This is a genomic window from Streptomyces sp. NPDC046860, assembly GCF_040645115.1.
Classification (GTDB): Bacteria; Actinomycetota; Actinomycetes; order Streptomycetales; family Streptomycetaceae; genus Streptomyces.
The window spans coordinates 20589-46578 of record NZ_JBEYXQ010000025.1 but is presented as its reverse complement, the minus strand read 5'-3'; the positions used below and the strand labels follow the sequence as shown (position 1 = coordinate 46578).

The following is a 25990-nucleotide window of genomic DNA, read 5'->3' as shown; positions in this document are numbered from 1 at the left end:
CGGGGCGCGGTCGTCCGAGCCCGCCTACAGCCCCGCCACCGCGCGGAGGGCGTCCGCCCGGTCCGTGCGCTCCCACGTGAAGTCCGGCAGCTCGCGGCCGAAGTGGCCGTAGGCCGCGGTCGCGGCGTAGATCGGGCGGAGCAGGTCCAGGTCGCGGATGATGGCGGCCGGGCGGAGGTCGAAGACCTCGTCGACGGCCTTGCCGATCACGTCCACGCCGACCCGGTGGGTACCGAAGGTCTCGATGAACAGGCCCACCGGCTCCGCCCGCCCGATGGCGTACGCCACCTGCACCTCGCAGCGCGACGCCAGACCGGCCGCCACCACGTTCTTGGCCACCCAGCGCATCGCGTACGCGGCCGAACGGTCCACCTTGGAGGGGTCCTTTCCCGAGAAGGCGCCGCCGCCGTGACGGGCCATGCCCCCGTAGGTGTCGATGATGATCTTCCGGCCGGTCAGGCCCGCATCGCCCATCGGGCCGCCGATGTGGAAGCGGCCGGTGGGATTGACCAGCAGCCGGCAGCCCTCGGTGTCGAGTTCGATCCCCTCCCCGGCCAGCCGCGCGAGCTCCGCCTCCACCACGTTCCGGCGGATCTCGGGCACCAGCAGGTCCTCCAGGGAGACGTCCGCCGCGTGCTGCGCGGAGACGACGACCGTGTCCAGGCGGACCGCCCGGTCACCGTCGTACTCGACGGTGACCTGCGTCTTCCCGTCGGGCCTGAGGTACGGCATGTTCCCGGAGCGGCGCACCTCGGTCAGCCGCTGCGCCAGACGGTGCGCGAGCCTGATCGGCAGCGGCATCAACTCCGGCGTCTCGTCGGTCGCGTACCCGAACATCAGTCCCTGGTCCCCGGCGCCCTGGGCGGCCAGCGGGTCCTCGGTGCCGGCGCCGCCGGTGTCGACACCGCGCGCGATGTCGGGGGACTGGGCGCCGATGGACACGGAGACCCCGCACGACGCGCCGTCGAAGCCCTTGGCCGACGCGTCGTAGCCGATGTCGAGGACGGCCTCGCGGACCAGCGCGGGCACGTCGGCCCAGGCCCGCGTCGTGACCTCACCGGCCACGTGCACCTGGCCGGTGGTGATCAGGGTCTCCACCGCGACACGCGAACCCGGGTCACGCGCGAGCAACGCGTCGAGAACCGTGTCGCTGATCCGGTCGGCCATCTTGTCGGGATGGCCCTCGGTGACGGACTCCGAAGTGAACAGACGGCGGGGCATGACACTCCCTGGGGTTCGCAGCGGCTGCTGACGGTGGGTTACGGGTCCGGGCACGGCCGGCACCGGGCGGCGCCGGCCGGATGTCACCAGGCGTAGGCCTCGGGAGCGGGCCGGTGGCCGGGGAAGATCTCGTCGAGCCGGGCCAGCGCCTTCGGCTCCAGCTCCACCTCCAGCGCCGCGAGGGCGCCGTGGAACTGCGCCAGCGTGCGGGGACCGACCACGGGCGCGGTGACGGCGGGGTTGGCGAGCAGCCAGGCCAGTGCGATGTGCCCCGGCTCCTGGCCCAGTTCGGCGGCGAAGTCCTCGTACTCCTGGATCTGCGGGCGCCTGGCCGCGAGCGCGGCGGCGGCCCGCGCGACCGTGCGCCGCACGCCCCGGCGCTCGTCCCGCAGCACTCCGGCGAGGAGGCCGCTGTGCAGCGGGGACCAGGGGAGCAGGCCGATGCCGTAGCGCCGGGCGGCCGGGACGACCTCCAGCTCCACCGTGCGTTCCAGCAGGTTGTAGTGGGACTGCTCGCTGACGAGGCCGGGCAGGTGCCGGGCGCGGGCGGACTCCTGGGCTTCGGCCAGGTGCCAGCCCGCGAAGTTGCTGGACCCGACGTACACGATCTTGCCCTGGGTCACCAGGACGTCCATGGCCTGCCAGATCTCGTCCCACGGCGTGGAGCGGTCGATGTGGTGCATCTGGTAGAGGTCGATGTGGTCGGTCCGCAGCCGCCGCAGGCTGGCCTCGACCGCCCGGCGGATGTGCAGCGCCGACAGCCCGCCCTCGTTGGGCCAGTCGCCGGTGTCGGAGTACACCTTGGTCGCCAGCACGGTGCGTTCACGGCGGCCGCCGCCCCGCGCCAGCCAGTTGCCGATGACCGTCTCGGTCAGGCCGGGCCGCTCGGGCCAGCCGTACAGGTCGGCGGTGTCGACGAAGTTGACGCCCGCGTCCAGGGCGGCGTCCAGGATGCGGTGGGCCTCGGCCTCCTCGGTGTGCACCCCGAAGTTCATGGTGCCGAGGCAGAGCCGGGAGACGCGCAGACCGCTGCGGCCGAGCTGGGTGTACTCCATGACCGTCCTTTCGGGGCGGTGGCCGTGTTCGGGGCGGGACGGGGTCAGGAGAAGTCGGCGGCGTGATCGGCGGCCCAGTGCGCGAAGGTGCGGGCGGGCCGTCCGGTGAGGTCCTCGACGCACGAGGTGACCGGCAGGGCGGTCGCGGGGTCGGCCTCGGTCTGGGACCACTCGTTCAGCAGGTCGGCGACGATGCCGGGCCGCAGGAAGCGCTCCGCCCCGGCCCGCCAGACCTCCGGGTCGATGCGCTCGGCCCGCAGTGGACGTCCGCTCGCCCGCGCGATCGCGGCGACCTGCTCCGCCTGCGACACGGGGGCCGGTCCGGTGACGGTGTACCGCTTCCCGTGGTGGCCGTCGTCCAGCAGAGCGGCCACGGCGGCCGCCGCGAGGTCGGCCTCGTGGACCACCGGGCAGACGGCGTCCGGATGGGGCAGCCGCACCACCCCGTCCGCCCGCGCGCCCGGCGCCCACCACAGCGCGTTGGTGGCGAAGGGAGCCGGCCGCAGCACCGTCCACCGCTCCGGACCGTTCTCGGCGAGCGCCGCCTCGGCCGCCCGGTAGCGCGGGTAGACCCAGGAGGCACGGTCCCGGGCGGTGTGCCCCGCGGCCCAGGCCCCGGTGAACAGCACGGCCTTGCGCACTCCGGCGCGTTTCGCCGTCTCCGCGAACGCCGGTATGGCGTCGAGAACCGGGAAGAGGAAAACGGATGACACCCCGTCAAGGGCCGCGTAAAGACTTTCCGGTTCGCTCAGATCGCCACGTACGACATCCACTCCGGAAAGGGCGTCCGCGTTTTCCGCGTTCGCTGCGCTTTCCGGATCGCGGATCAATACACGTACTTCTTCACCTGCGGCAAGCAGTTGCCGCACCACATGGCGGCCCGTTTTGCCGGTGGCTCCGGTCACCAGAATTGTCATGCGGAGAGCATAGGGAAATCTGCCGGATCCGACGAGGGCCGCTTATTCGCGATTACCGGGCGATCGTGTTCACCGCCCCGCGGCCGTCGACCGCACGGGCCCGTTCCTCCAGCTGCTGTGCCGCGTCCCGCCAGGAGGCCGCGCATTCGCGGGCCGCGGCCGCGACCTTGGCGGCGCAGTGCGGCGGTATCCGGTCCACCAGTTCCTCCCAGCGCCGGTTCGCCAGCGCGTGGGTGTCCAGCAGGCGCAGCAGGAACCGGCCGTGCTCGGTGAGCCGTATCGACGGGTCCCGCCTGAGCAGCAACAGCGTCTCCGCCAGCGCGAAGGCGGTGACCGGACCGGACGGCTGCGGGACGCGCGACACCGGCGGGGCGGCGGCCGGCCGCGGCAGCGGGGCACCGGAGGGGCGGCCGCCCAGCGTGGGGCTGGCCCCCTTCTGCACCCGTTCGCGCACGTCCCGGGCGGTCGCCAGGGACAGTCCGCTCTCCCTGGCGATCTCCCGCAGCGTGGCCTGCGGATGGGCGCGGGCGTACTCGCCGGCCAGCCGCCGCCGCTCGGAGTTGTCGACCGGGCGCGACCGGCCGTCCCGGCCGATCCGGGCGTTCAACTGAGGAATTGCGTCACCCGAACGACGCCGGATCGAGCCCACCGTCTTGGGTGACAGCCCGGTCGCGGCCGCGATCATCCGGTCCGACCAGTCCGGGTGGGAGCGGATGATGCGCAGCGCCGCCGCGTTGCGGTCGGCGCGCGTCAGCGGCAGTCCGTGATGCGCGTTGCGTTCGACGGCCAGCAGGAACGCGTCCTTGGCCGTGCCGTCGAAGTACTGCACGTCGATGTGGCTCTGCCCGTTGAGCCGGGCGGCCCGCAGCCGGTGGACGCCGTCGATCACGCGCAGGGTCGCGCGGTGCACGATGATCGGCGGCAGCGGCGAGACGCACTGGGCCAGGTGCCGCACGTGCTCCTCGTTCTCGCCCGAGATGCGGGGGGAGTCGTCGGTGGACAGGGTCTCGATGGGAGCCCGGGTCACCGGCAGACTGTCCGCCTGCGCGTGCCACATCTCCGCCGACTCGCAGATCGACGGCGCGGCGAGATGAATGCTTCTGGTCTCGGTCACAGCCATTCTCAATCTCCTGTTCATATGTCCGTACGGGGGGCATAAAGATGTGAGATTGACGCGCGTGCCTGCACACCTGTCGCCGGTACGCGACACCCGGACGGTGACGGGAGAAGCCGACGACGGTGTTTTCGCGGGCGGTCAGCGGCCGCGCGCGAATGCCCGGTCGGAACTACAGACGGGGGATACACGAGAGCCCGGCCGCCGGTGCGCCGCCGCGCCGAATGGGCGGCGTTCACCGAGTGGGCCGGGCTGGAAGGGGCGGGTCCGGAAAAGAGCCCGCCGCGCCGAAAAACGGCGTCGAGTATCGCGTATCACTGTGAAGAGCCTCCCCCGTTTGGCTCTGGACCTGCTGCCGTGCACCATATCCGGTGCCGGTGAATCGTCAACGTGCGATGAGAGAAATCGGCCGGGCCGGAACCGCCGCCTCACAGGAGGCAACGGGTTCTCCGGCCGGATTTCCTCTGCCGCGCACCGGGCGCCGGCCGTGACATGGCCGGCGGCGCCCAGGCGAGGATGGCCAGAAAACGACAGACCGTCAGCTCGTCGGCGGCCGGAACTCCGGCTGGTCGATGATGCGCAGCCAGCTGCCGTCCGCCTGGCGCCTGACCACCTGCGCGCGGGCACCGGAACCGTCCCTCGGCGGCGTCGAGGTGAGCGCGATGTCACCGAACACCAGCGTGGGCAGGGGCTCCTCGGGCTCGAAGCGCGGCCCGTTGGACAGCACCTTCTCCCAGAGCCGGCGGATCGCCTCGCGGCCCACCGTGGTGCTGCCGGGCGGGTAGGCCATCACGGCCTCCTCGTCGTACAGCGCGGCGAGGCCGGCGGCGTCACCGGCGTTGGCGCGCTCCACGAAGAGGCGGGTGAGGTCTTCCGGCTTCAGGGCCTTCTCGTTCTCGGACACAATCATCCTTTCCTGCGGTCCGGGTACCAACGTGGCAATTTTCCGTCATTGGCCGAGAACAAGTCCAATCAATCATCCGGATCGTCGTTATAATTCAGGGTTATGGAGATCAGGCAGCTCAGGTACTTCATCGCCGTGGCACAGGAAGCCAATTTCACCAGGGCCGCGGAGCTGGTGCATATCAGCCAACCCGGTATCAGCGCGCAGATCCGCCAGCTCGAGAACGACCTGGGGGCCACCCTGATCGACCGCTCCGGGCGCAGCGTGCAGCTCACCGCCGTCGGCGAGGTGGTGCTCGCCCACGCCAAGTCCGTGCTGTCCTCCATGGACTCGCTGCGGCAGGCCGTGGACGAGATGAACGGTCTGGTCCGCGGCAAGCTGGTCGTCGGCATGGTCACCGCCTGCACCGTCCAGCCGCTGTTCGACGCCCTGTCGGGCTTCCACCTCGCCCACCCCGGAGTCGAGATCAGCCTGGTCGAGGACGATTCCGCCAAGCTGGTCGAGTACGTCCGCGAGGGCAGCGTCGACCTGGCGCTGATCGGCGCCGCCCACCGTGCGCCGGAGGACCTGGACGGCTGGCAGGTGGTCAGCGAGCCCATCGTCGCCGCCGTGCCGCACGGCCACCCGCTGGCCGAAAGCGGCGGGGTCACCCTCGCCGAGCTGAGCGCCTACCCCATCGTCTGCCTGCCCGCGGGAACCGGTATCCGGGCCACGCTGGACCAGGCGTCCGCCGCGCTCGGTCTGACCCCCACGATCGCACTCCAGGCCAGCGCCCCCGGCGCGGTGATGAACCTGGCCGAGCGGGGACTCGGCGTGGCGGTGCTCTCGGAGTCCATGACCGCCCATCAGGAGGGGCTCACGACCGTCCCCATCACCGACGCCGACGTACCGGCGGTGCTCGCCCTGATCTCCGCGCCCACCAAGAGCCCCGCCCTGCGCGAACTGCTGCTGCACTGCCGGCAGTCCTTCGGGGAACCGGCCGCCGGCCAGGCCGTCGCCTCGATGAGCGGGGCCTGACCGGGGCCGGGGACGACGACGAGCGGGCCCGTCGGCAGCCGACGGGCCCGCTCCGTGCGTGAAGGACTCAGCTCTCGGCGGCCACCGGCGACTGCCCGGGAGCGTCCTTGGCCTCCGGCTTCGGCGCCTGCGCCGCCTGGAAGTCGGCGGGCCGGATCAGCACCAGCGCCAGCACACCGCCCAGCAGCGCCAGCCCCGCCGACACCGCGAGCAGCGTGTTCAGCCCGTCCACGAAACCGGTCGTGGCGATCTGCTGCACCTTCTCCCCGTAAGCCCCGGGCACCAGCCGCACCGCCTGCTCCGTCTCGCCGCCGCGGGTCAGCGCGGCCAGCTGCTCGCCGCGCCCGGCCAGTTCCGGCACCCCGCGCAGTCCGTCGCGGAACCGCTCGCTGATGACGCCGGCGAAGGTGGAGCCGAGCACCGCCACACCGGCGCTCACGCCGAGCTGACGGAACGTGCCGTTCACGCCCGAGGCCATGCCGGCGCGGGAGAAGTCCACGACGCCCACGGCCGTGGAGGCCAGCGGGGGGTTCACCAGACCGGCGCCGATACCGCCCAGCACCAGACCGGGGATGAAGTGCTCCCAGCCGCTGGACTCGGTGATCCCGCCCATCAGCAGCAGCGCGGCACCGACCAGCAGCAGGCCGACCCCGATCATGTACCGGGGCTGGATCTTGGCGCTGAGCCGGCCCGCGATCAGGGAGGCGGCCAGCATCGACAGCGAGGCGGTGAGCAGACGCAGACCGGTCTCCAGCGACGAGTAGCCCAGCGCCTCCTGGAAGTAGATGGCCAGGAAGAGGAACATCGCGAACAGCGAGCCGTTCATCGCGAAGGCGGCGATGGAGCCGCCGACGAACGTGGGGATGCGGAACAGCCGCAGATCGAACATGGGCTGCTCGGACTTCGCCTCCACGGCGAGGAAGGCGAGCAGCAGCACCGCGCCCACCACCAGACCGGTCACCGCGCGGCCGTCGCCCCACTCGGTCTCACCGGCGCGGATCAGACCGTAGACCAGGGTGGCGAGACCGCCTGTGAGCAGCACGAAGCCCGGCCAGTCCAGCTTGCGGGCGAAGGGCGACTTCGACTCGTCCACGCGCAGCGCGATGATCAGGGCGACGACGACACCGATCGGCACGTTGACCAGGAAGATGCCGCGCCAGCTGATGCCGCTGGAGATCAGGCCGCCGGCCACCGGGCCGACGGCGGAGGCGAGGCCGGTCACCATGCCCCACACGCCGAACGCCATACCGCGTTCCTTGCCCTGGAAGCTGCCCGCGAGCAGCGCCAGGCCGGTGGCGAACATGACCGAACCGCCGACGCCCTGGAGCACCCGCGAGAGGATCAGCATCAGCGGGGACTGCGCCACGCCGCACAGCAGCGAGGCGAACGTGAACAGGGCCACGCCGATGGCGTAGAGCCTCTTGCGCCCGAACCGGTCGGCCAGCGTGCCGCTCGTCAGCAGGAAGGAGGCCAGCGCCAGCGCGTACCCGTCGATCACCCACTGCAGGTCGGCGAAGCTGGCTTCCAGGTCGCGCTGCACGTCGGGCATGACGACGTACACGATGGTGGTGTCCAGCAGGAGCATGAACGTCCCGCCGCACACCCCCAACAGGGTCCACCATTTCTTTTCCATCATCGTTCCTTCTGCTGCCGGAGCGGTCGGCCGCGGCCCGTCAGCGGGGGCCGGGGGAGGGGATCGGCGGGATGTTGTGGTTCAGCCGGAAGAGGTTTCCGGGGTCGTACGCGGCCTTGATCCGGCCGAGGCGCGCGTAGTCGTCGGGGTCGTACGCCAGCCGCACCTGGTCCGGTGTCGCGGCCGCGCCGTACAGGAAGTTCAGGTTGCGGCCCGTGGTGAGCGGGGCCAGGGCGTCGACGAGCCGGGTGTGCGCGGCGCGTACCGCGTCCGCGTCGGCGTCGGTCACCCGGTCCAGCACCGCCAGCAGGTAGCGGGCCGAGCGGTTGCCGACGGCGTTCGGCACCCGCGGCGGCAGGGCCAGCGCGCCGCCGAGATGGCGCACCTCGACGATGCTGGTGACCGGCGCGCCGGGACCGGACAGGTCGAGCACCGTGCGCACCGCGTCCGCGTCGAGACCGCTGAGCATCGCGTTGGTCCCGGCGTACGCGGCCGGCGGGACCGGGTCGTTGTGGATGGACCCGGACTCGGTGTACGGCAGTTCGCGCACCGAGTCGGCCAGCCGCGGCCCGAGCGCGCGCAGCGGGGCGACCAGCCGCTCCCCGGAGTCCGGGTCGCCGAGGTGGGCGACGCGGATGTGCACCACGTACCGGCCGCGCAGCGGTGGCGGCAGGGCCGGCGTGTCGGGCAGCGGGACCAGCGCCAGGGAGGAGGTCGTCTCCTCCGGGACCGTCCGCGTCCAGCTCAGGTAGGCGTTCAGCACGCGTTCCGCCGAGGCGCCGTCGAAGTAGAGTCCGCCGCCGTACAGCCGGGTCACCGGGACCAGGTCCACCTCCAGCCCGGTCACCAGGCCGAAGTTGTCCCGGCCGCCGCGCAGCGCCCAGAAGAGGTCCGGATCGCTCTCGGCGGTGACCTCGCGCGCCCTGCCGTCGGCGGTGACGCACTCGACGCGCCGCACGTGGTCGGCCGCGTAGCCGAACCTCCGGGCCATCAGGCCGATGCCGCCGCCCAGGGTGTAGCCGACCGCCCCCACATCGGGGGCGCTGCCGCTGAGCGGGGCCAGGCCGTGCGGCGCGGCCGCCTCGATGACCTGCTTCCACCGCGCGCCCGCGCCCACGAAGGCGGTGCGCGCGGCCGGGTCGACGCGTACCTCGGTCATCCGGCGGGTGCTGACGAGGACACCGGTCCCCGCGGGCGGCGCGGGGCAGTGGCCGGTGGCCTGCACGCCCACCGGGAGGTCCCGCGCGGCGGCGAACTCCACCGCCCGCTGGACGTCCTTCGGCTCGGCCGCGCCGACGACGAACGCCGGCCGGTGCGGCAGATGGGTCTGATAGCGGACGCGTTCCTCGTCGTAGCCGTCCTGGCCCGGCGTGAACAGCGGGCCGCTCACGGTCCCGGCCAGTTGTCCGGCCGCCGCGCTCAGGTCCTCGCGCGCGGTGGGCGGTTCGGGGCGAGCGGGCACGGTCCGTTCCTTTCGTCGAGGGACGGCAGTGCCGCTGACGGGGGTCGCGGCGGCACTGCCGTCCCAGTCATGGTCCCGACGATGCGATCAGAAGTCCAAGACCTGGTTTTTCTGGGATGCCGAACTTTTGCTTATGGCTTGCTCAGGGAGTGGCGGTCACCGCCACGGCCAGCGAGAACCCGGGTTCCGTCAGCTCGCCGACCAGCGCGTACCGGTCGCCTGCCCGTGCCCACAGCCGCCCCTCGTGACGGCTGAGCCGCACCCGCCAGAACAGCCCGCCATGCGCGTCCGCGCAGTCCGAGAGCGCCTTGAAGGCGGCCTCCTTCGCGGCGAACAGCCGGCGCAGCCCCAGCGGATCGCCCGCCGGCCACAGCTCGGCCCGCTCCCGGTCGTCCAGCAGGAACCGGTGCAGCCGCTGCTCGGGGAAGCGCGGCTCCAGATCCACCCCCACGCCACGGGCGCCGGGCGCGACCGCGGCCACCGCCAGCGCGGTGCTGTGGGTGACGGAGGCCGGGAACCCCGCCGGACAGACCGGCGCCCCGCTGTACGCGCGGCCCACCGACGTCACGGGGCTGCCCGCGCGCCGCAGCGCCGCACCCACCGCGTCCCGGCCGGCCCGGTGCTGTGCCGCGCCGGTGCCCGGCGGGGCGACCGCGGCGCTCGCCAGCACCACCCGGCAGGCACGGCCGGGGCTCCCGAGCAGCCATGCGCTCGGGAGCCCCGGAGACGGTGTCTCAGTCACCCTTCCCGGCGACCCGCTCGATGAAGGACACGACCTCCCGCTGGAACCACTCGGGCTCCTCCAGGAAGGCCAGGTGCCCGCCGTCCGGGACGGTGACGGTGGTGGCGTCCGGGAACAGCCCCACCATCTCCCGCACCGCGTCCGTGCTGAGCGAGAAGTCGTCCCCGCCGACGAACAGCAGCGTCGGAGCCGCCACCCTGGTCATGATCTCCGGGGCCAGCGGCGCCTTCACCGACACCGCGAGCCCGGCCCGCAGCGACTCCACGGTGTGGATGCCCAGGAAGTTCTGCTTGCGGCCCATGAAACCGATGGGCCCCGCCTCCTCCACCGCCCGGTCGCCGGAGACGAGCGGGTACAACTGCTCGTACAGCACGCCCAGTCCGGAGGTGTCCAGCGTCTTCAGCCAGGACTTGGTGATGCGGCGCAGCCGCTGCGGCCCGTGCGGGCTCATCGCCGGCCCGGCCAGGATCAGCCCCTGTACCCGCTCGGGGTGGGCGACGGCGAAGTCCCGGCAGATCAGCGTCGAGAACGACGTGCCGACCAGGATCGCCTTCTCCAGCCCGAGGCCGTCGAACAGGGCCTTGAGATCACCGATGTGGTCCTCCCACACCGGCTCCCCGGGATGCGGGCTGGAGTCGCCCTGGCCGCGCAGGTCGTAGGAGGTGAGCCGGGCCGTGGTGGCCAGGTTCGCGGTGTAGGACCGCCAGGACTTGCGGTCCATGAAGAAGTTGTTGACGAGGACGATGTCGGGTCCGGACCCGCGTCGCTCGTACGCTATCCGGATGTCGTCGCTCACCTGGATCTCGCCGGTCTCCAGGGCGTCGTCGACGGTCGTGTCGGTCATCGGCTCACTTTCGGGCGCGGGGGCGGGCGGGGCTCAGACGGCTTCGAGGACCGCCTCGGCGGCCGAGCGGGCGTCGCCGAACCGGGCGGTCAGCGCGTGCACCCACCGCTCCAGGCCGAAGGCCAGGCAACTGGTGGAGGCGGGCGAGCCGTCCGGCAGGGAGATCGCGCAGCGCTCACCGAAGAAGTTGCGGTGGTAGTTGACCGACCCGATGGCCAGGCCGTCCACCACGAACTCCTCCTTCACCGGGAACAGGCGCTGCATGGTGGCCCGTGATCCGGTGCGGTCGAAGAACGGGTCGGTGGCCACCTCGGTGCTCATCGCCAGGCCCAGCCGGTCGGCGAGGCCCAGCACCTGTTCCTTGGCCCGCTTCAGGTGCCCGGTGGCACCCTCGGGCGAGCCGACGAACACGATCTCGCGCATGCTGAAGCCGAGCAGCCTGCGCAGCCCCTCGTAGCGCGTCTCGTTGCGGAAGCAGGTGGAGACCGTGGTGAACCGGTTCTCCGCCGCGGCCAGCGCCCGGCCCTTCAGGTCGAAGTAGACCGAGTAGCAGGCGGCCGAGGGCAGGGCCAGCGCCGCGTCGTTCAGGACGGCGGACGGCAGCTCCTCCAACGGGCTCGCGGCACCGGCGCGCAGCTCGGCCAGCCGGGCCGGGTCGGCCGCCACGGCGGCCAGACCCAGGTGCGGGAAGTTCTCGTAGTAGTCGATGGACTCCAGGTCCGCCGGCCGCAGCAGGAACGGGTAGCGCCGCTCCTCGGCCTCCCACTCGTGCGCCCACGACAGCACCAGCGAGTCGAAGGCGCGCAGCAGCCGCAGCTCGTCCGGGCCGAGCACGCCGAGGCCGTTGTCGGTCGTCCCGGTGGCGGTGCCCATCAGCCGGCCGCCGCGCCGTGCAGGAAGCGCTTGTCGATGGCGCGCAGGGTGCGGAAGTCCTCGACGTCGATCTCCTCGGGGTCGATCGTCTCCCCGCTCAGCTCCTCCAGCAGGTAGAGGAACTCCACGAACGCCAGCGAGTCCACCGCGCGGCGGTCGATCAGGTCGTCGTCCAGCTTCAGCTCGCCCACCTCGGGGTTGCGCTGGTTGATGAAGGTGAGGATCTTGGTCAGCTTGTCGTCGCTCATGCCGATGCTCCCTGGACCTGAAGGCCGTTGCGGGCGAGGAACTTGCGGGTGCGGTTGAGGATCGCGGTGTGCGCGGCGTGCCGGGCCGGGTGCTCCAGCAGCCGGCGGCGCAGTTCGAGAGGCTGGTCGAGACCGGCGTCGCGGTACACGGCCGGGTTGTACAGACTGCGGACGCTGTACTCGAGGTACGTCTCCAGGTAGTTGGCGAGCACCGGGATGTCCTGCGGGCTGCTCTCCTTGACCTGGTCCAGGAGCTGGGTGAACAGGTGCCGCCCGAAGGCGACATGGCGGCTCTCGTCCTGGTGGTGGACCCGGTTGATCTCCTGCGCGATCGGCGGCAGCGAATCGTCCGTCGCCATCCGCGCGTTGAAGTAGTCGACCAGCTCCTCGAAGATCAGGATGCGGGCGAAGATGACCAGTTCGGTCGCGGCGTCGCTCACGCCCTCGATCCGGCCCGGACCGACCTGCGGCACCGCCGGGTACACCTTCCCGCCGTACTTCAGGCAGAAGGTCCCGAAGAACCACATGTGCTCGTTCTCCTCCCCGATGAAGTGGTGGAGGAACTCCGAGGCGTCGGCGTAGGTCTTGGTGTGGATACGGAGCACGACCTCGCTGAGCAGCTCGCGGATGCCGTGCACGTTGAGGCTGAAGAAGTTCACCGCCTCGAACCGGGTCAGGGCGAGTTGCTGCTCACGCGTCAGCCTGCCCCACTCCTCGGTGCCGGCGAGCGTGACCAGGTCCTCGCTCATCCACGGCCGGTCCGTCTCCAGGGACTCGGGCCAGTCGAAGATCGTGTACGGGTTGTAGTAGTCGGACTCCGCCATCGCTTCCAGCCGGGCCAGATCCAGCTTGACGGGTTTGACGGTCGTCGCCATCGGCAGACCTTCTTTCGGGAGGAGTTGCGGTAGCGCGGGCGGTGCGGTCAGGCGCGCTCGGCGAGGACGGACCAGACCGGCAGCTGGGTGCGTCCGGCGTCGTCGATCTCCACCTGGACGCCCGTCTTCTCCAGGAAGGTGCGGGTGGCCTCGGCCACGCCCCAGTAGACGGTCCGGGTCAGCTCCGTCACCGTCCAGCCCGCCTCGGTGAGCACATCGCGCACCGTCTGTTCGGAGACGGACAGGGGTTCGGGCATGCCGCCGGGGACCGCGGCGAAGCACAGCATGTCCAGCCAGGCACCCGGCCGGGCGGCCCGGCCGAGGGCGGCGGCGTAGCGACGGCGCCCGTCCGCGTCGAGGGTGTGGAACAGCGCGCTGTCCAGCACCGTGTCGAAGCGGCCCTCGAAGCCGGCCAGGCTGGTGGCGTCGGCGACGGCGAACTCGATGTCCGCGCCGCCGGGCCGGTCCGCCGCGCGCTTCCTGGCCCGCTCGATCGCCGTGGAGGCGGCGTCGACCGCGGTGACCCGGTGGCCGCGGGCGGCGAGGAAGACGGCGTTGTCACCCAGACCGCATCCCGCGTCCAGCACCTCACCGCGAATTCGGCCGCGGCGCTCGAATTCAAGCACACCGGGCTGCGGTTCACCGATGTCCCAGGGGACCCGGGTGATCCCGGCGTCACCCAGCAGTTCACCTCCGCGATATACGGCGTTGAAGTCGGCGGTCGCGTAATCGTAGGACTTCTGGGCGCTTTTGCTCATGCCAGTCTCCTGAGGAATAGATCCGGCGTCAGGCCCTGTCGAACCAAAGGGATTACCACAGCCGCCGAGGCCCGCGTAAGGCGCGCGGTCGCGCTCCGGCGGGCGTTCAACCGAGGAGATTCCACGGTTGAACGCCCGCCCGCAGGTGGGCGGCGTGGAGGGAAGGAGCGTATTCCGCTTTTCCCTCCACGCGCTCGGCAGGGGCAAGCGGAACGGACAGTTTCGTATGTGGCGCCGCGAATTCGACGGGGGTGGCTGTGCCGAACCGGCCCACGTACGATGCCGGGGCGGCCGGGGAAACCCGCCGCCAATCGTCCGGAGCGCCATCCGCACCGGGGCCTTTCGTGTCCCGAAAATCCGGAAGGAAAAAGAAATTGCGCGGTTCAGGTAATGACGTCGACGCGTATGCCGCGGAGCTGGTGAACCAGGCCGCCGGCCTCCGCGAGGAACTCTTCAAGCGCGCCGCCGACAGCGACCGCGACCGGCGCCTGCCCGACGAGGTCATGGCCCGGATCACCGGCGCCGGACTGACCCGGCTCCTGGTGCCCCGGAGCAACGGCGGCCACGAGACCTCCGTGCGCACCCTGCTGGAGGTCTGCACCGAGCTCGGCCGCGGCTGTCCCTCCGCCGCCTGGGTCACCGGCGTGCTCAACGTCGGCAACTTCGTCGTCTCGCTCTTCCCCGAGCGCACCCGCGCCGAGGTCTGGGGCGACGACCCCGACGCCCGCACCGCCCTCATCCTCGGCGCGCCCGTGCGCACCGTCGAGCCGGCCGACGGCGGGGTCCGGGTCAGCGGCGAATGGCCCTACGCCTCCGGCTCGCTGCACGCGGAATGGATCGGCGGACTGCTGCTCGCCGACACCGGAACCGGCCTCCAGCCGCACTTCGCCCTGATGCCGGCCGCCGAGGTGACCGTCCGCGACACCTGGCACTTCGTCGGCATGCGCGGCACCGGAAGCAACACGGTCGTCGCCGACCGCGTCTTCGTGCCCGCCCACCGGCTCCTGCCCTACAAACCGCTCATCGACGGCGAGACCGACGGCCTGGTGGCGCCCGACCGGCGCTACCGGAACAGCCTGACCGGCGTGTTCATGGTCGGCCTGATCGGCTCGCTGCTCGGCGGCGCCGACACCGCCCTGCGCCACGCGCTGGAACACGCGGGCACCCGCCGCGTCGCCGGGACCACCTTCGCCAGCCAGGCCGAGTCGCCCACCGCCAGGCTCGCCCTCGCGGCCGCCGCCACCCGCCTGGACACCGCCCGGCTGCACGCCCGCCGCCTCGCCGACGGCGTCGACGAGCACGCCCGGGCGGGCGAGAACCCCGACCTGCTGACCCGGGCCCGTGCCCGCATGGACGCCACCCACGTCGTCCAGCAGTGCCGGCGGGCCGTCGACGACATCGTCACCCTCTACGGCTCCTCCGCCCTGGACGAGTCCAACCCGCTCCAGCGCCTGTGGCGCGACATCCATGTCGGCAGCCGGCACGCCGGCTTCGGGATGGGCGTCCCCGAACAGGTCTACGGCAGCGCCCTGGTCGGTCAGGACCCGCGCACGGTCAGCATGCTGGTCTGACCTCCCGGCGGACCCGGCAGCAACCCCGCGCGACCCCTTTCGTTCCGATGTGTTCCAGGGCCCGCGCCCCCCGCCCGCGCCGACGGGACGGGCGGCGGCGGTCCTTCGCCTCCCAGCCACGGAAAGCGAGACCAGACATGTCCGACGAGCACGAGATCCGCGAACAGAACCGAGCCGTCGTCGCCAGGTACATGAACACCCGCGGCCAGGACCGCCTGGAGCGGCACCTGCTGTTCACCGAGGACGGCACCGGCGGACTGTGGACCACCGAGACCGGTGAGCCCATCGTCATCAGCGGCCGGGACCGCCTCGGCGACCACGCCGTCTGGTCGCTGAAGTGCTTCCCCGACTGGGCGTGGATCAACGTCGAGATCTTCGACACCCAGGACCCCGACCGCTTCTGGGTCGAGTGCGACGGCGAGGGCCAGATCCTCTTCCCCGGCTACGAGCCCGGCCTCTACCGCAACCACTTCCTGCACTCCTTCACCTTCGAGAACGGGAAGATCAAGCAGCAGCGCGAGTTCATGAACCCGTGCCAGCAGTTCCGGGCCCTCGGTATCGACGTCCCCGCGGTCCGCCGCGACGGAATCCCGACCTGACGCCGGCCGACCGGCCACCGGTCCCCGCCCCGACCCCGCAAGAGGAAGCCGTGCGCCCCTCAGTGAAGGACATCCGAACGTCACTCGCCCTGCAGCAGCCCCAGTGGGACGACCCCCGGCCGGTCGAGCGGGTGCGCGACACCCTCGGCACCTCCGCGCCGCTGGTCACCGCGGAAGCCGCCGGACGGCTGCGCCGCCTGCTCGCCGACGTCGCGGCCGGCCGGGCCCTCCTGCTCCAGGCGGGGGACTGCGCCGAGGACCCGGCGGAGTCGACCCCCCGTCACGTACGGCGCAAGACGGACCTGCTGGACCGGCTCGCCGACGCCGCGGGTGCCGTCACCGGCAAGCCCGTGCTCCGGATCGGCCGCATCGCCGGGCAGTTCGCCAAGCCCCGCTCCAAGCCCGTGGAGCAGGTCGGCGGCATCACCCTGCCCGTCTTCCGCGGCCACATGGTCAACGCGCCCGAGCCCGACGCGGTCAGCCGGCGCCCCGACCCCGAGCGCATCCTCACCTGCCACCGGGCCGCGACGGACATCGTCCGCGAACTGGACGCGGTCAACGCGGGCCGGCCCGACGCCGAGCGGGTGTGGACCAGCCACGAGGCCCTGCTGCTCGACTACGAACTGCCCATGCTCCGCCCGGCCGGGACCCGCAGGTACCTGGGCTCCACGCACCTGCCCTGGATCGGGGAACGCACCCGCCTGCCCGAGGGCGCCCATGTGCGGCTGCTCGCCGAGGTGCTCAACCCGGTCGCCTGCAAGATCGGCTCCGGTACCACCACCGACGACGTCACCGCCCTGGCCGGCCGCCTCGACCCGCACCGCGAAGCGGGCCGGCTCGTGCTGGTCGCCCGGATGGGCACCGACTTCGTGGCCAGCAGGCTGCCCCCGCTGGTGGAGGCGGTACGGGCCGCCGGGCACCCCGCGATCTGGCTGTGCGACCCCATGCACGGCAACACCATCACCGGCCCCACCGGACACAAGACCCGCCTGGTGGACGCGATGCTCGCCGAGATCGAGGGGTTCGGCGCCGCCCTGGCCGAGAGCGGCGGCGTCAACGGCGGACTGCACCTGGAGACCACCCCGGACGACGTCACCGAGTGCGCCGCCGACATCTCCGAGCTCGGCCGGGTGGGGGACCGGCACACCACGTTCTGCGACCCCCGCCTCAACCCCGGCCAGGCGATGCGCCTGGTCACCGGATGGGCCCACACCCTGGCCTGACACCCGCCGCGCCCCGGCAGGCCACATCTGACTCCCGCCCCGAAAGGAGCCGACTGGTGGTCGGCATACCACGTATCGCTTCCTACGCCCTGCCGGCGGCGGACAGCCTCCCGGCGAACACGGCCCACTGGACGCCGGACCCGCGGCGCGCCGCCCTGCTGGTCCACGACATGCAGCGCTTCTTCCTCCGCTCCCTCCCCGACCCGCTGCGCTCCGAACTGATCGGCAACGCCGCCCGGTTGCGCAAACGGGCCGCGAGCCTGGCCGTGCCGGTCGCCTACACCGCGCAGCCGGGCGGCATGACCGACGAGGACCGCGGCCTGCTCAAGGACTTCTGGGGACCGGGCATGCGCACCGCCCCCGAGGACCGCGAGGTGGTCCCCGAGCTGGCCCCGGAACCCGGCGACTGGATGCTCACCAAGTACCGCTACAGCGCCTTCCACCGCTCCGGCCTGCTGCGCCGGCTGCGCGACGCCGGACGCGACCAGCTCGTGCTGTGCGGGGTGTACGCCCACATCGGCGTGCTCGCCACGGCCGTCGAGGCGTTCGGCAACGACATCCAGGTGTTCCTGGCCGCCGACGCCGTCGCCGACTTCTCCGCCGAACGCCACCGCCTGGCCCTCGACTACGTGGCCGAGCGCTGCGGGGTGGTCCTGCCCAGCGCGGAGGTGTTCCGGTGAGCCCGCCCGGCGACCTCCTCGCCCGCCTGCTCGCCGCCCCCGGCGACCACGACTTCGCCCTGCTGCACCGGCCGGAGAGCGGCACCCCCGGCAGCGTCGACGTGCTCCTGGGCGACGTCTGCCACCCCGCCACGCTCGCCGGGCTGCCGCTGCCCGACGGCACGGCCGGGCCGGCCCACGAGGTCCTCGTCCTCGTTCCCTACCGCCAGCTCGCCGAGCGGGACTTCGCCGCCCCCGACGACGGCTCCCCGCTCGTCGCGCTCACCGTCACCGAACAGGCCGAGCTGCCCCTCGCCGACGTGCTGGACCGGCTGCCCGACACCCCGGTCGGCCTGAGCGGGCACCGCTTCGACCTGTCCGACGAGGAGTACGCCGAGAAGGTGCGGCGCGTGGTCGCGGACGAGATAGGCACCGGCGAGGGCGCCAACTTCGTGCTGCGGCGCACCCTGCTCGCCGACCTCGACGGCTACTCCCCGCACACCGCGCTGGCCGTCTTCCGCCGCCTGACCGCCGTCGAGCACAGCGCCTACTGGACCTTCGTCATCCACGTCGGCGGCCGCGCCTTCGTCGGCGCCACCCCGGAGCGGCACATCTCCGTCCGGGACGGCCACGCCGTGATGAACCCCATCAGCGGCACCTACCGCTACCCGCCCGGCGGCCCGGACCTCGCCGGTCTCACCGAGTTCCTGCGGGACCGCAAGGAGACCGACGAGCTGTACATGGTCCTGGACGAGGAACTGAAGATGATGTCCCGCGTCTGCGAGCCCGGCGTCCGCGTCACCGGCCCCCGGCTGAAAGAGATGGCCCGGCTCGCCCACACCGAGTACTTCATCGAGGGCCGCACCCGCCGCGACCTGCGCGACATCCTCCGCGAGACCCTGTTCGCGCCGACCGTCACCGGCAGCCCCGTGGAGAGCGCGGCCCGCGTCATCCAGCGCCACGAACCCCAGGGGCGCGGTTACTACAGCGGCGTCGCCGCGCTGATCAGCCGCGAGCCCGACGGGAGCCGCTCGCTGGACTCCGCCATCCTCATCCGCACCGCCGACATCGCCGCCGACGGGCGCCTGCGCCTCGCCGTCGGCGCCACCCTCGTACGCCACTCCTCGCCGCGCGCGGAGGCCGCCGAGACCCGCGCCAAGGCGGCCGGGCTGCTGCACGCGCTCGGCGCGGCGGCCGGACCCGACGTGCCCCCGGCGTCCGCCACGCGGTTCGCGGACCGGCCCGAGATCCGCGAGGCCCTCACCGGCCGCAACGCCGGCATCGCCGGCTTCTGGCTCGCCACCGCGGCCCCGGGCGCCCTCACGGTCCCGGAACTGAAGGGACTGAAGATCCTCGTGGTGGACGCCGAGGACGCCTTCACCGCGATGATCGTCCAGCAGCTCGAAGCACTCGGACCCACCGCCGAAGTGCTGCGCTACGACCGGCTGCACGGCCGTCTCGACGGCTTCGACGCGGTCGTCATGGGCCCCGGCCCCGGCGACCCGCAGGACACCGCCGACCCGAAGATCGCCGCACTGGACGCCGCCGTGGCCCAGCTGCTGCGCGACCGGCTGCCGTTCCTCGCGGTCTGCCTCAGCCACCAGGTGCTCAGCCGCCGCCTCGGGTTCCCCCTGATCCGCCGGGCGGAACCCAACCAGGGGCTGCAGCGCACCATCGGCCTGTTCGGCCGGCCCGAACGCGTCGGCTACTACAACACGTTCGCCGCCGTCAGCCCCGCCGACCACCACCACGTACCCGGCACCGGGGAGATCGCGGTCAGCCGGGACCCGGACACCGGCGAGGTCGACGCGCTGCGCGGACCGCACTTCGCCTCCTTCCAGTTCCACGCCGAGTCCGTGCTCACCGTGGACGGACCCCGGCTGCTCGGCGACGCGCTGCGGGGGGTGCTCGCCCGATGAGGCTGGAGATCGCCTGGTGGGACCTGCACGACTCACCGCAGAGCATCCGCTCCCTCAACGAGCACCTGTCGGAGGGGGTGACCGGCGACTGGGCCGAGGTCCCCGGCCTCCGGGTGAAGTACTGGGTCGCCGACCCGGCCCACAACCGGTGGGGCGCGGTCATGGTGTGGGACACCGACCGGCCCGACGGCCACCCGCTGCCGCCCAACCGGGCCGCCGACCTGATCGGCCGCCCTCCCGACCACCGCATGGGCTTCGCCGTCGAGGCCCTCGCCGCCCCCGCCCACCTGCCCCAGGTCCCCGAGGAGTCCCGCTGATGCACGAGTACCTGCTCGTGGACGCCTTCTCCCGCAAGCCGCTGTACGGCAACCCGGTCGCCGTCTTCCTGGACGCCGGCGACCTGACGGCCAGGACGATGCAGCGGATCGCGCGGGAGATGAACCTCTCCGAGACCACCTTCGTCCACCCCGCCCGCGACGGCGGCGACGCGCGCATCCGCATCTTCACCCCCGTCAACGAACTGCCCTTCGCCGGGCACCCGTTGCTCGGTACGGCGGTCGCGCTCGGCGAGGTGCTCAAGCGCGACCGGCTGCGGCTGGAGACCGCCATGGGCACCATCCCCGTCGAACTCGGCGACGACGACGGCGCGGTGACCGTCCGCATGGAACAGCCGCACCCGCACTGGGAGCCCTACGAGCACGCGGAGGAACTGCTCCGGGCGCTCGGCGTCACCGCCTCCACCGCGCCGGTCGAGATCTACCGCAACGGGCCCCGCCACGTGTTCGTCGGACTGGAGAGCACCGCCGCGCTCTCCGCGCTCCGCCCCGACCACCGCGCCCTGTCCCGCTTCCCCGACATGGCGGCCAACTGCTTCGCCGGGGAGGGCTCGCACTGGCGGACCCGGATGTTCTCCCCGGCCTACGGCGTCGTCGAGGACGCGGCGACCGGATCGGCGGCGGGCCCCCTGGCCATCCACCTCGCCCGGCACGGCCTCGCCCGCTACGGACAGCCGCTGGAGATCCTCCAGGGCGTGGAGATGGGCCGCCCCTCCCTGATGCTCGCCACCGCCGACGGCACCGGGGAGCACGTCGCCTCCGTCCGGGTCGGCGGCCACGGCGTCCCGGTGGGGCGCGGAACCCTCTACGTCTAGGCGGGACCGACACCAGGAAAGGCACGGCATGAACAGCAGCAAGTTCGAGAGCCTCACCGGGCGCACCGACCGCCGCTTCCCGGAGTACGACGACCCGCCGGCCGAGCCGCTGGGCCTGGTCCGCGACTGGCTCGCCCGGGCCGTCGAGGACGGGGTGCGCGAGCCGAGGGCGCTCGCCCTGGCCACCGCCGACAAGCGCGGCCGCGCCTCCACCCGCGTCGTCGTCTTCGGCGGCATCGACGAGACGGGCCTGCTGTTCACCACGCACAGCACCAGCCGCAAGAGCCGGGACATCGAGGAGACCGGCTGGGCGTCCGGGCTGCTCTACTGGCGGGAGACCTCCCAGCAGATCAGCGTCGGCGGCCCGGCCGTCCCCATCGGCGAGGCCGAGGCGGACGCCCTGTGGCACTCCCGGCCCGTCCCGCTGCACGCCATGTCCGCCGCCTCCCAGCAGAGCGAACCCCTCACCGACCCCGACGCGCTGCGCGCGGCCGCCGAGTCCCTCGCCGCCACCGGCGCCGCCCTGGACCGCCCCGCCCGGTTCACCGGCTACCGGCTGGTCCCGCACGAGGTGGAGTTCTGGTCCGCCCGCTCCGACCGGATGCACCACCGGCTGCGCTACGAACGCGACGGCGCCCGGTGGCACGTCACCCGGCTCCAGCCATGACCGCCCCCGACTCAAGGAGCCGGCCCGCCGTGCAGGAACGCGCCTTCCCCCTGATCTTCGCCGAGCACGTCCCGGCGACCGCCGCCTTCTACGAACGGCTCGGCTTCACCCGGACGCGCCAGAACCCGCCCGAGGGCGAGCCCACCTACGTCGCCCTGGCACGCGGCACGGCGGAACTCGCCGTGGTCGACGCCGACTGGCCCGCCGACCGCCACGGCAGCGCGGTCGGCACCGGACCGCGGTTCGAGATGTTCGTCCTCGTCGACGACCTGGACACCACGCTGAAGGAACTCACCGACGCCGGCGTCCCGTCGCTGCGCGACCCGGTGGAGATGCCGTGGGGCGAGCGGATCGCCTACGTCACCGACCCCGACGGCAACCCCGTGGCCCTCGCCGCCGGACCCCACTCCTGACCACCCCGACCTGGGACGCGCCATGACGCTGGACATCGCCGAGACCGACCGCATCCTCGAACCACCGCACGGCACCCGCCCCGACCCGGACGAATTCGTCCAGGCCGCCATGGCCTGGCACTTCGGCCCGGACACCGGATCGCCGTTCTGGCTCAAGCGGGCCACCGCCTTCGACTTCGACCCCCGCCGCGACGTCCGCACCCACGCCGACCTCGCCCTCTTCCCCAACGTCGCCGCCGAACTGCGGCACGTGCCCGCCGCCGACCTGGTCCCGCGCGGATACGGCGACCGCCCGGACGTCGTCGGGGTGTACGAGAGCGGCGGCACCACCGGCGCGCCCAAGCGGATCGTGCTGCTCCGCGACTGGCTGGAGCGCACCCTGCACTGGAGCAACCAGGCCCTCGACGCCCACGGCTTCCCGCGCGGCACCGACTGGCTTGGCCTGGTCCCCGGCGGCCCGCACATCGTCGGCGAGTACTTCCAGCGCTCCGCCACCACCCACGGCCGGTACGGGTTCCGCGTCGACCTCGACCCACGCTGGGTGAAGCGCGCCATCGCCGAGGGCCGCGGCCCCGAGGCCGGTGCCTACGCCGAGCACGTCGTCGACCAGGCCGCCGAGGTGCTGCGCACCCAGGACATCGGCGTCATGACCATCACCCCGCCCCTGCTGGAGCGGCTCGCCCGCCGGGACGACCTGGTGGACCTCGTCAACGACAAGGTCCGCGCGATCCGCTGGGGCGGCACCCAGATGGACGCCGACTCCCGCCACCTGTACCGCACCGAGGTCTTCCCCGGCACCGTCCTCAGCGGCAACTACGGCAGCACGATGATCCTCGGCTTCGCGGGGGAGCGGCCGGGCCTGCCCGACGACGGACCCTGCGTCTTCGACACCCTCGACCCCTGGGTCACCTTCGGCGTGGTCGACCCCGAGAGCGGCCGGCCCGTCGCGTACGGGGAACGCGGGCGGGTGGTCGCCCACCACGTCAGCAAGTCCTTCCTGCTGCCCAACAACCTCGAACGCGACCTCGCCACCCGCGTCCGGCCGCCCGAGGGCGGCACGGGGGACTCCGTCGCGGACATCGCCCCGGTCGGCGTCTTCGAGAACGAGACGGTCATCGAGGGGGTCTACTGATGCCCGCCGAGGCGGAGGAGGAACTGCCCCAGCTCGACGCGCTCGGGCCCCGCGGCCCGTACCGCGCCCGCAACCGGCTCACGGTCACCGATGTCGCCGGCACGCCGGTCGCCCGGCTCAGCCTGGTGCCGGGTGTGTTCCTGCACCGCGCGCTGACCGCGCTGCGCCGCGCCGAGCCGCCCGCCCCCGACCGGCGGGCCGCCGTACTGGCCCGCGCGGCCGAGCTGTTCACCACCGGCCGGCTCGGCGGGCTGACCGTCGCCGAGCACGAGCACCTCGTCAGCCGGGTCGGCGGAGTGCCCCTCGGGGTCGTCCGCACCGCCACCCACGCCATCGGCGAACGCCTGGCCGCCGCGTACGACAGCGCCCGCCGGGCCCGCCCGGTGGACGCCCGCGACGACTGGCGCGACCCGCTCACCCGCGCCGGGCGCGCCGTGTGGACCCGGCGCGGTGAGGTCTTCGCGGTGAACGCGGCCGGGAACCACCCCGGCACCCACAGCCTCTGGCCGGAGGCGCTGGCGCTCGGCTTCCGCGTCGCGGTCCGCCCCTCGCGCCGGGAGCCCTTCACCCCCTACCGGCTGATCACCGCGCTGCGCGAGGCCGGACTCGGCGCGGACCAGGTGGCGTTCCTGCCCACCGGGCACGAGCTGGCCGGTGAACTGCTGCGCGGCGCCGACCTCGGCATGGTCTACGGCGGCGACGACGCGGTGCGGCGCCACCGGACCGACCCGGCGGTGCTGACCCAGGGGCCGGGCCGCTCCAAGATCCTCGTCACCGCCGACACGGACTGGCGCGAGCACCTGGACACCATCGTGGACTCGGTCGCCCACCACGGCGGCACCGGCTGCGTCAACGCCACCGCCGTCCTCGTCGAGGGCGACCCGGCGCCGCTGTGCGCGGCCCTCGCCGAACGGCTCGGCGGGCTGCCCGCCCTCGCGCCGGAGGACGACAAGGCCGTGCTGCCCGTCCAGCCCCTCGCCACGGCACGCGCGTTCGGCGCGCACCTGGCGAACCGGGCGGCGGGCACCCGGCCCTGGCTGGGCGCGGAGGGGGTCGTGGCCGAACTCGGCGACGGCAGCGCCGCGTTGCGGCCGGCCGTGCACCAGGCCGACCGGCCCGACGCACCTCAGCTCGGCGTCGAACTCCCCTTCCCCTGCGTCTGGGTGGCGCCCTGGACCCCCGAGGCCGGCACCGCCGTCCTGCGGGACAGCCTCGTCGTCACCGCGCTCACCCGCAGGGAGGACCTGATCGACGCGCTGCTCGCCGAACCCACCATCGGCAACGTCTACGTCGGTGACACACCCACCTACCGCATCGCGCCCGGACTGCCGCACGACGGCTTCCTCGGCGACTTCCTGATGCGCACCAAGGCGGTCGTCCGCACCTGAGCCCCGCCTCTCACCCGCCCTGCTGAACCGCGCACCTACCGCGCACCTGTCGAAGGGACCACCACACCCATGCACGCCGTTTCGTACACCGCACAGTGGATGGCCGCGGCCCGCGCCCTGGAGTCCGAGCGTGAGGACGCCCTCTACGTCGACCCGCTGGCCCGGTCCCTCGCCGAGCCCAAGGGCTTCGAGCTGATCGACCGCTACACCGGCGGCGGGCTGCTGCCGTTCATCTCCATCCGCACCCGCTTCCTCGACGACGCCATCCGCGACCTGCTCGCCGACGGCGGCATCGGCCAGGTCGTGCTGATCGCCGCCGGAATGGACACCCGCGCCTTCCGGCTCGACTGGCCCGACGACGTCGACGTCTACGAGGTCGACCACGGCCCGCTCATCACCGAGAAGCGGCGCCGGCTGGACGCGCTGGGCGCCAAGCCCACCGTACGGCGCCACGAGGTGTCCGCCGACCTGACCAAGGAGTGGCTGCCCGACCTGGAGGCGGCCGGCTTCGACCGGACCCGGCCCACCCTGTGGGTCGCCGAGGCGCTGACCTTCTTCCTCACCGAGGAGCAGGCCGGCGGGCTGCTGCGCCTGCTGGCCTCCGCCTCCGCGCCCGGCAGCCACCTCACCTTCGACATCCTCGGCCGGACCCTGCTGCGCAGCCCGTTCTCCAAGCCGTTCCTCGACCGCCTCGCCGAGGACGGCACCCCGTGGATCTTCGGCACCGACGAGCCCGAGCCGTTCCTCGAGGCCAACGGCTGGGAGGTGGAGTCCCTGAAGGAGCCGGGACAGCCCGGCGCGGGGGAGGGGCGCTGGCCCTACGACGTACAGCCGCGCGGACGCCGCTTCGCCAACCGCCTGTGGCTGATCCGGGCCCGTCTCGCCGCGAGCTGACACCCGGTCCCGCGGCGGCACGCCTCCCGTACCGGAGGCCGTACCGCCGCGGGCCGCGGCCCGTACCGGGCGGCGCCGCTCAGTCCCGGTCCTGGAGCCGTTCCCGCAGCGCCGCGTTCTCCTCGGCCAGCATCCGCATCCGCTCCCGTACCGGTTCCAGCGCCTCGGCCAGCTCCGCCTCCGAGTAGCGCGGGGTGATGTGCTTGGGGCAGTTCCAGAACAGGCCCTCCACCCGGATCACCATGAGCTGCTCCAGGGGACCGTCGGTGCGCGGCTCGGCCAGCTTCCCGTGCAGCTCGGGGAACTCGGACGGATCACGGGTCTCGGCACGGCCGAAGATCTTCAGCCGGGTCGGGTTCGCGTAGTCCATGAAGAACAGCGAGACCCGGTCGTCGGAGCGGAGGTTGCCCGTGGTGATGTACTGCCGGTTGCCCCGCACTTCCAGCCAGCCCAGCGTGCCCGCGTCCAGCACGTGCACGAACCCGGGCGGCCCGCCCCGGAACTGCACGTAGGGCCAGCCGTCGTCGCCCGTGCTGGCCAGGTAGAACCCGTCGCGGGCCATGATGAAGTCCGCCTCGTCGGGCCCCAGCCGGTCGGGCTCCCCGGTGTCCCGCGCGAGCAGCCGGGCCATCGCCTCGGCACTGCCCCGCTCCTCCTGCACACCCCGTACGTTCTTGGTGAAGGCCAACCGCGCGTACCGGCTCATCCACTC

27 protein-coding genes are annotated in these 25990 nt (G+C 72.8%); 13 read left to right on the top strand and 14 right to left on the bottom strand.

The genetic code is table 11. The features are described from left to right. Positions 1–24 precede the first annotated feature (24 nt). From metK to ABZ898_RS26875, 5 genes are all read right to left on the bottom strand, one after another. On the bottom strand, positions 25–1221 hold the full coding sequence (gene metK, locus ABZ898_RS26895) for a methionine adenosyltransferase (protein ID WP_361664048.1): 1197 nt from the start codon (positions 1219–1221) through the stop codon (positions 25–27). An 83-nt stretch (positions 1222–1304) separates the two neighbouring features. Beyond that, entirely contained in the window at positions 1305–2276 is a 972-nt protein-coding gene (locus ABZ898_RS26890) for an aldo/keto reductase (protein WP_361664045.1), read from the bottom strand. A 44-nt stretch (positions 2277–2320) separates the two neighbouring features. Beyond that, positions 2321–3193 carry an NAD(P)H-binding protein gene (locus ABZ898_RS26885; protein ID WP_361664043.1) on the bottom strand — a complete coding sequence of 291 codons (873 nt, stop codon included), beginning with the start codon at positions 3191–3193 and terminating at the stop codon, positions 2321–2323. Positions 3194–3245: 52 nt separating this feature from the next. Beyond that, the gene (locus ABZ898_RS26880; RefSeq protein WP_361664040.1) at positions 3246–4313 is read right to left on the bottom strand and encodes a ParB N-terminal domain-containing protein; all 1068 of its coding nucleotides are present in this window, start codon (positions 4311–4313) and stop codon (positions 3246–3248) included. Positions 4314–4845: 532 nt separating this feature from the next. Then, positions 4846–5211: a nuclear transport factor 2 family protein gene (locus ABZ898_RS26875; RefSeq protein WP_361664176.1), complete on the bottom strand. Its 366-nt coding sequence runs from the start codon at positions 5209–5211 to the stop codon at positions 4846–4848. Between the two features lie 102 nt (positions 5212–5313). On the opposite strand from ABZ898_RS26875, the gene ABZ898_RS26870 reads away from it, so the two are divergent. Beyond that, a complete protein-coding gene (locus tag ABZ898_RS26870; RefSeq protein ID WP_361664037.1) occupies positions 5314–6228 on the top strand; it encodes a LysR substrate-binding domain-containing protein in 915 nt (304 codons plus the stop codon). Between the two features lie 67 nt (positions 6229–6295). On the opposite strand, the gene ABZ898_RS26865 is transcribed toward ABZ898_RS26870, so the two are convergent. From ABZ898_RS26865 to ABZ898_RS26830, 8 genes are all read right to left on the bottom strand, one after another. Continuing rightward, the gene (locus ABZ898_RS26865) at positions 6296–7864 is read right to left on the bottom strand and encodes an MFS transporter (RefSeq protein ID WP_361664034.1); all 1569 of its coding nucleotides are present in this window, start codon (positions 7862–7864) and stop codon (positions 6296–6298) included. Between the two features lie 37 nt (positions 7865–7901). Beyond that, positions 7902–9323: an FAD-binding oxidoreductase gene (locus ABZ898_RS26860; RefSeq protein ID WP_361664031.1), complete on the bottom strand. Its 1422-nt coding sequence runs from the start codon at positions 9321–9323 to the stop codon at positions 7902–7904. Positions 9324–9465: 142 nt separating this feature from the next. Next, the gene (locus ABZ898_RS26855; RefSeq protein ID WP_361664028.1) at positions 9466–10065 is read right to left on the bottom strand and encodes a 4'-phosphopantetheinyl transferase superfamily protein; all 600 of its coding nucleotides are present in this window, start codon (positions 10063–10065) and stop codon (positions 9466–9468) included. Continuing rightward, positions 10058–10909 carry an alpha/beta hydrolase gene (locus ABZ898_RS26850; RefSeq protein ID WP_361664025.1) on the bottom strand — a complete coding sequence of 284 codons (852 nt, stop codon included), beginning with the start codon at positions 10907–10909 and terminating at the stop codon, positions 10058–10060. Before ABZ898_RS26850 ends, ABZ898_RS26855 begins: the two co-directional genes overlap by 8 nt. 33 nt (positions 10910–10942) lie before the next feature. Next, positions 10943–11782, bottom strand: a complete 840-nt coding sequence (locus tag ABZ898_RS26845; RefSeq protein WP_361664023.1) for a hypothetical protein — start codon at positions 11780–11782, stop codon at positions 10943–10945. Continuing rightward, positions 11782–12030, bottom strand: coding sequence for an acyl carrier protein (locus ABZ898_RS26840; RefSeq protein ID WP_361664020.1), 249 nt, complete (start codon positions 12028–12030; stop codon positions 11782–11784). The genes ABZ898_RS26845 and ABZ898_RS26840 overlap by 1 nt, the downstream gene beginning before the upstream one ends. Continuing rightward, positions 12027–12905: a diiron oxygenase gene (locus ABZ898_RS26835; RefSeq protein ID WP_361664017.1), complete on the bottom strand. Its 879-nt coding sequence runs from the start codon at positions 12903–12905 to the stop codon at positions 12027–12029. Before ABZ898_RS26835 ends, ABZ898_RS26840 begins: the two co-directional genes overlap by 4 nt. A 47-nt stretch (positions 12906–12952) precedes the next feature. Then, positions 12953–13663, bottom strand: coding sequence for a class I SAM-dependent methyltransferase (locus tag ABZ898_RS26830; RefSeq protein ID WP_361664014.1), 711 nt, complete (start codon positions 13661–13663; stop codon positions 12953–12955). Positions 13664–14037: 374 nt separating this feature from the next. On the opposite strand from ABZ898_RS26830, the gene ABZ898_RS26825 reads away from it, so the two are divergent. From ABZ898_RS26825 to ABZ898_RS26770, 12 genes are all read left to right on the top strand, one after another. Beyond that, on the top strand, positions 14038–15234 hold the full coding sequence (locus ABZ898_RS26825) for an acyl-CoA dehydrogenase family protein (protein WP_361664011.1): 1197 nt from the start codon (positions 14038–14040) through the stop codon (positions 15232–15234). Positions 15235–15371: 137 nt separating this feature from the next. After that, a complete protein-coding gene (locus ABZ898_RS26820; RefSeq protein ID WP_361664008.1) occupies positions 15372–15833 on the top strand; it encodes a PhzA/PhzB family protein in 462 nt (153 codons plus the stop codon). A 50-nt stretch (positions 15834–15883) separates the two neighbouring features. Further along, complete coding sequence (locus ABZ898_RS26815) at positions 15884–17056, top strand: 3-deoxy-7-phosphoheptulonate synthase (RefSeq protein WP_361664005.1); 1173 nt, start codon at positions 15884–15886, stop codon at positions 17054–17056. 56 nt (positions 17057–17112) lie between these two features. Continuing rightward, positions 17113–17736, top strand: coding sequence for an isochorismatase family protein (locus ABZ898_RS26810; protein ID WP_361664002.1), 624 nt, complete (start codon positions 17113–17115; stop codon positions 17734–17736). Beyond that, positions 17733–19634 carry an anthranilate synthase family protein gene (locus ABZ898_RS26805; RefSeq protein WP_361663999.1) on the top strand — a complete coding sequence of 634 codons (1902 nt, stop codon included), beginning with the start codon at positions 17733–17735 and terminating at the stop codon, positions 19632–19634. The genes ABZ898_RS26810 and ABZ898_RS26805 overlap by 4 nt, the downstream gene beginning before the upstream one ends. Then, on the top strand, positions 19631–19951 hold the full coding sequence (locus ABZ898_RS26800) for a hypothetical protein (protein WP_361663995.1): 321 nt from the start codon (positions 19631–19633) through the stop codon (positions 19949–19951). Before ABZ898_RS26805 ends, ABZ898_RS26800 begins: the two co-directional genes overlap by 4 nt. Further along, positions 19951–20784 carry a PhzF family phenazine biosynthesis protein gene (locus ABZ898_RS26795; RefSeq protein WP_361663992.1) on the top strand — a complete coding sequence of 278 codons (834 nt, stop codon included), beginning with the start codon at positions 19951–19953 and terminating at the stop codon, positions 20782–20784. Before ABZ898_RS26800 ends, ABZ898_RS26795 begins: the two co-directional genes overlap by 1 nt. 28 nt (positions 20785–20812) lie before the next feature. After that, complete coding sequence (gene phzG, locus ABZ898_RS26790) at positions 20813–21451, top strand: phenazine biosynthesis FMN-dependent oxidase PhzG (protein WP_361663989.1); 639 nt, start codon at positions 20813–20815, stop codon at positions 21449–21451. Between the two features lie 29 nt (positions 21452–21480). Continuing rightward, positions 21481–21864 carry a VOC family protein gene (locus tag ABZ898_RS26785; protein WP_361663986.1) on the top strand — a complete coding sequence of 128 codons (384 nt, stop codon included), beginning with the start codon at positions 21481–21483 and terminating at the stop codon, positions 21862–21864. Between the two features lie 22 nt (positions 21865–21886). Next, positions 21887–22996 (top strand): phenazine antibiotic biosynthesis protein, encoded by a 1110-nt coding sequence (locus tag ABZ898_RS26780; RefSeq protein ID WP_361663983.1) that lies wholly within the window; start codon positions 21887–21889, stop codon positions 22994–22996. Further along, positions 22996–24384 (top strand): aldehyde dehydrogenase family protein, encoded by a 1389-nt coding sequence (locus ABZ898_RS26775; RefSeq protein ID WP_361663980.1) that lies wholly within the window; start codon positions 22996–22998, stop codon positions 24382–24384. Before ABZ898_RS26780 ends, ABZ898_RS26775 begins: the two co-directional genes overlap by 1 nt. A gap of 69 nt (positions 24385–24453) precedes the next feature. Next, a complete protein-coding gene (locus tag ABZ898_RS26770; RefSeq protein WP_361663977.1) occupies positions 24454–25278 on the top strand; it encodes an SAM-dependent methyltransferase in 825 nt (274 codons plus the stop codon). 79 nt (positions 25279–25357) lie between these two features. Here the strand turns inward: ABZ898_RS26770 and ABZ898_RS26765 are convergent, their stop codons facing one another. Next, positions 25358–25984: a pyridoxamine 5'-phosphate oxidase family protein gene (locus tag ABZ898_RS26765; RefSeq protein ID WP_361663974.1), complete on the bottom strand. Its 627-nt coding sequence runs from the start codon at positions 25982–25984 to the stop codon at positions 25358–25360. Positions 25985–25990 lie beyond the last annotated feature (6 nt).

Excerpts from the sequence above, each read along its gene's own strand:
- ABZ898_RS26845 (WP_361664023.1), bottom strand. The coding sequence starts at position 11,782 with ATGGGCACCGCCACCGGGACGACCGACAACGGCCTCGGCGTGCTCGGC.
- ABZ898_RS26840 (WP_361664020.1), bottom strand. The coding sequence starts at position 12,030 with ATGAGCGACGACAAGCTGACCAAGATCCTCACCTTCATCAACCAGCGC.
- ABZ898_RS26765 (WP_361663974.1), bottom strand. The coding sequence starts at position 25,984 with ATGAGCCGGTACGCGCGGTTGGCCTTCACCAAGAACGTACGGGGTGTG.
- ABZ898_RS26850 (WP_361664025.1), bottom strand. The coding sequence starts at position 10,909 with ATGACCGACACGACCGTCGACGACGCCCTGGAGACCGGCGAGATCCAG.
- phzG (WP_361663989.1), top strand. The coding sequence starts at position 20,813 with ATGAACAGCAGCAAGTTCGAGAGCCTCACCGGGCGCACCGACCGCCGC.
- ABZ898_RS26770 (WP_361663977.1), top strand. The coding sequence starts at position 24,454 with ATGCACGCCGTTTCGTACACCGCACAGTGGATGGCCGCGGCCCGCGCC.
- ABZ898_RS26780 (WP_361663983.1), top strand. The coding sequence starts at position 21,887 with ATGACGCTGGACATCGCCGAGACCGACCGCATCCTCGAACCACCGCAC.
- ABZ898_RS26800 (WP_361663995.1), top strand. The coding sequence starts at position 19,631 with ATGAGGCTGGAGATCGCCTGGTGGGACCTGCACGACTCACCGCAGAGC.
- ABZ898_RS26870 (WP_361664037.1), top strand. The coding sequence starts at position 5,314 with ATGGAGATCAGGCAGCTCAGGTACTTCATCGCCGTGGCACAGGAAGCC.
- metK (WP_361664048.1), bottom strand. The coding sequence starts at position 1,221 with ATGCCCCGCCGTCTGTTCACTTCGGAGTCCGTCACCGAGGGCCATCCC.
- ABZ898_RS26820 (WP_361664008.1), top strand. The coding sequence starts at position 15,372 with ATGTCCGACGAGCACGAGATCCGCGAACAGAACCGAGCCGTCGTCGCC.
- ABZ898_RS26880 (WP_361664040.1), bottom strand. The coding sequence starts at position 4,313 with ATGGCTGTGACCGAGACCAGAAGCATTCATCTCGCCGCGCCGTCGATC.
- ABZ898_RS26885 (WP_361664043.1), bottom strand. The coding sequence starts at position 3,193 with ATGACAATTCTGGTGACCGGAGCCACCGGCAAAACGGGCCGCCATGTG.
- ABZ898_RS26890 (WP_361664045.1), bottom strand. The coding sequence starts at position 2,276 with ATGGAGTACACCCAGCTCGGCCGCAGCGGTCTGCGCGTCTCCCGGCTC.
- ABZ898_RS26830 (WP_361664014.1), bottom strand. The coding sequence starts at position 13,663 with ATGAGCAAAAGCGCCCAGAAGTCCTACGATTACGCGACCGCCGACTTC.
- ABZ898_RS26835 (WP_361664017.1), bottom strand. The coding sequence starts at position 12,905 with ATGGCGACGACCGTCAAACCCGTCAAGCTGGATCTGGCCCGGCTGGAA.
- ABZ898_RS26775 (WP_361663980.1), top strand. The coding sequence starts at position 22,996 with ATGCCCGCCGAGGCGGAGGAGGAACTGCCCCAGCTCGACGCGCTCGGG.
- ABZ898_RS26795 (WP_361663992.1), top strand. The coding sequence starts at position 19,951 with ATGCACGAGTACCTGCTCGTGGACGCCTTCTCCCGCAAGCCGCTGTAC.
- ABZ898_RS26865 (WP_361664034.1), bottom strand. The coding sequence starts at position 7,864 with ATGATGGAAAAGAAATGGTGGACCCTGTTGGGGGTGTGCGGCGGGACG.